The sequence below is a fragment of the Bradyrhizobium sp. genome (assembly GCF_019242285.1).
Taxonomy (GTDB): domain Bacteria; phylum Pseudomonadota; class Alphaproteobacteria; order Rhizobiales; family Xanthobacteraceae; genus Bradyrhizobium.
Window position 1 is genome coordinate 1 of record NZ_JAFAVV010000530.1, and the last position, 2,557, is coordinate 2,557.

Below are 2,557 nucleotides of genomic sequence, written 5' to 3' on the forward strand. Positions count from 1 at the left end.
GCGGCGGAGGCGTCGATGCCCTCGTAGCATTGCAGGCGGATCAGGCGGCGGCCGAGCACGGCGGCGATCGCCTTCGCCGCCTCGGTCTTGCCGACGCCCGGCGCGCCCTCCAGCAGCAGCGGCTTGCCGAGCGCGAGCGAAAGATAGGCTGCCGTCGCCAGCCCTTCGTCAGCGAGGTAATAGGCCGAGCGCAGCGCCTTCTCCAGAGCCTCCGGACTATCGATGCCAACGATGGTGCCGCGCACCGCCATGCAGCGTTCCTACTTCCGCGGCTGCGGCCGGGCGCCGCCCTGGGCCTTGATCGCGCGCAGCACCTTCTCCGGCGTGATCGGAAGCTCATCGATGCGGACGCCGACCGCGTTGAAAATCGCATTCGCAACCGCCGGCAGCACCGGGTTGGCGCACATCTCGCCGGGCCCCTTCGCGCCGAATGGGCCGTCGGCTGCGGGCCGCTCCAGCACGGCGATATCATGCGGACAGATATCACCGGGGCCCGGCATCAGGTATTCGACGAAATCGCGCGGCCCATGCGCGGGATTTGGATAATACGGCTCCGGCGTCTCATAGAGCACGTGGCTGACGCCCATCCAGGCGCCGCCGACGAGCTGCTGCTCGACCAGACGCGGGTTGAGCGCGCGGCCGAGCTCATAGGCCGAGTCCATCCGCACCATCGAGACGTCGCCGGTCTCGTCGTCGACCTCGACTTCGGCGACCATGCAGGCATGCGCATAGCAGGTGGCCGGCGTCATCTCGCCGGTCTCGGGATTGACGTCGGACAACGGCACCAGGAAAATTCCGCGGCCCGAGATGGTCTTGCCCTGCTTGAACTGCGCGGCGATCGCGACGTCCTTGGTCGAGATCGAGCGGTGCGGCGCACCCTTGACATGGATGTTGCCGCGCCCGTCGGTTTCGAGATCGGCGGCGTTGACTTCCAGCTCCTCCGCCGCCGCCTCCATCATCACGCCGCGCGCCTCCCGCGCCGCCGCCATCACCGCGTTGCCGACGCGATGGGTGCCGCGCGAGGCGAACGAGCCCATGCAATGCGGGCCGGTGTCGGAATCGGCGGTGTCGACATAGACGTCTTCGACCGGCACGCCGAGCGTCTCGGCGCAGATCTGCCGCGTCACCGACTTCATGCCCTGGCCGAGATCGATCGACGACAGCGCCACGGTGAACTTGCCGCTCGGGTTGGAATGCACCAGGGCCTGGCTGGGGTCACCGCCGAGATTCATGCCGATGGGATAGTTGATCGACGCAATGCCGCGCCCGCGATGCCGTGCCATGGTCAGCGCCTCCTGTTGCCGAAGACGGAGGAGAAGCGGGTCGCGCCATGTGCGGGCGCCGGCTGCATCGGCGCGGGTGGCAGCGGCGGCACATGCGGCTGGCTTGCCGCGGGCATCGGAATGCCGCGGTCATAGCTGGTACGGCTCTGTGCTGGCTCGGGACGCCGACCCGCCGGCTCACGCTCGCGCGGGGTCGACGGCACGACCGCACGATCGCCACCGCCGTCTTTGCGCGACGACATGCGGCGAAACTCCTCCCGGATCGGCCATTTCGCCTTCTCCGCCGCGACCTGCACGCACTCGATCAGTGCGGTGTTCTTGGCTTCGCGCCGGTGCGCCTTCATATCGCCGTCGCGATAGGCGTTCAGGATGCGAAATTCCATCGGGTCCATGCCGACCAGATGCGCGAGCTTGTCCATCTGGCATTCGATCGCGAAATCCATGCCGGTGACGCCAAAGCCGCGCATCGCGGTGGCCGGCGTGCGGTTGGTGAACACGCAATAGATATCGCCGTAGACATTCGGAATCGTGTAAGGCCCCGGCAGGTGCGCGGCGCACTTGACCACCGCATAGCTCGACAATCGCGTATAGGCGCCGCTGTCGAAATAGGCTCTTATCCTGCGTGCGATGACGCGGCCGTCGCGCTTGACGCCATCCTTGATATAGATGCGCTCGGCGCCGCGCGGCGGCCCGTATTGCATCTCCTCCTCGCGACCAAGCACGTAGCGCACCGGCCGGCCGGTCAGCATCGCGCCGAGAATGGCGAGCGGCTCGGTGAGCGTGTCGACCTTGCCGCCGAAACCGCCGCCGACCGTGCCGCCGATGAAATGGAAAGTGTTGGAGGGCACGTCGAGGATCTTCGCGCAGGTATCGAGCGAGAAGAACAGCGCCTGCGTCGAGGTATAGACGACATAGCGGCCGTTGGTGTCGGGCGCGGCGATCGAGCCGTTGGTCTCGGTCGGTGCGTGCTCGATGGGCGACATCTGGTAGCGCTGCTCCAGCACGTGATCGGCCTCGGCGAAGCCGCGCTCGACGTCGCCGAAGCGGAGCTTCTGGTGATCATAGATGTCGTGATAGACAAAAGTGTTCTTCGGATAGGTCTCATTCACCACGGGCGCGCCCGGCTTCAACGCCTCCTCGACATCGAACACCGCCGGCAGCGGCTCATAGTCGATCCGCACCTTGGCCATCGCCTCGTCGGCAGCGCGCGGGCTGTCGGCAACGATCGCGACGATCGGCTCGCCCTTGTAGCGGACCTTGTCGACCGCGAGCGA

General features: G+C 66.9%; 3 protein-coding genes. All 3 read right to left on the reverse strand.

Annotated elements, in window-relative coordinates; translation table 11 throughout:
* Positions 1-251, reverse strand: a 251-nt coding sequence (locus JOY90_RS21065; protein ID WP_291693036.1) for an AAA family ATPase, incomplete at its 3' end; no start/stop codon positions are given.
* Positions 252-260: 9 nt separating this feature from the next.
* Positions 261-1,283, reverse strand: a complete 1,023-nt coding sequence (locus tag JOY90_RS21070) for a molybdopterin cofactor-binding domain-containing protein (protein WP_291693037.1) — start codon at positions 1,281-1,283, stop codon at positions 261-263.
* A gap of 2 nt (positions 1,284-1,285) precedes the next feature.
* Positions 1,286-2,557: xanthine dehydrogenase family protein (locus tag JOY90_RS21075; RefSeq protein WP_291693038.1), on the reverse strand; the 1,272-nt coding region annotated here is incomplete at its 5' end.

Excerpts from the sequence above, each read along its gene's own strand:
- JOY90_RS21070 (WP_291693037.1), bottom strand. The coding sequence starts at position 1,283 with ATGGCACGGCATCGCGGGCGCGGCATTGCGTCGATCAACTATCCCATC.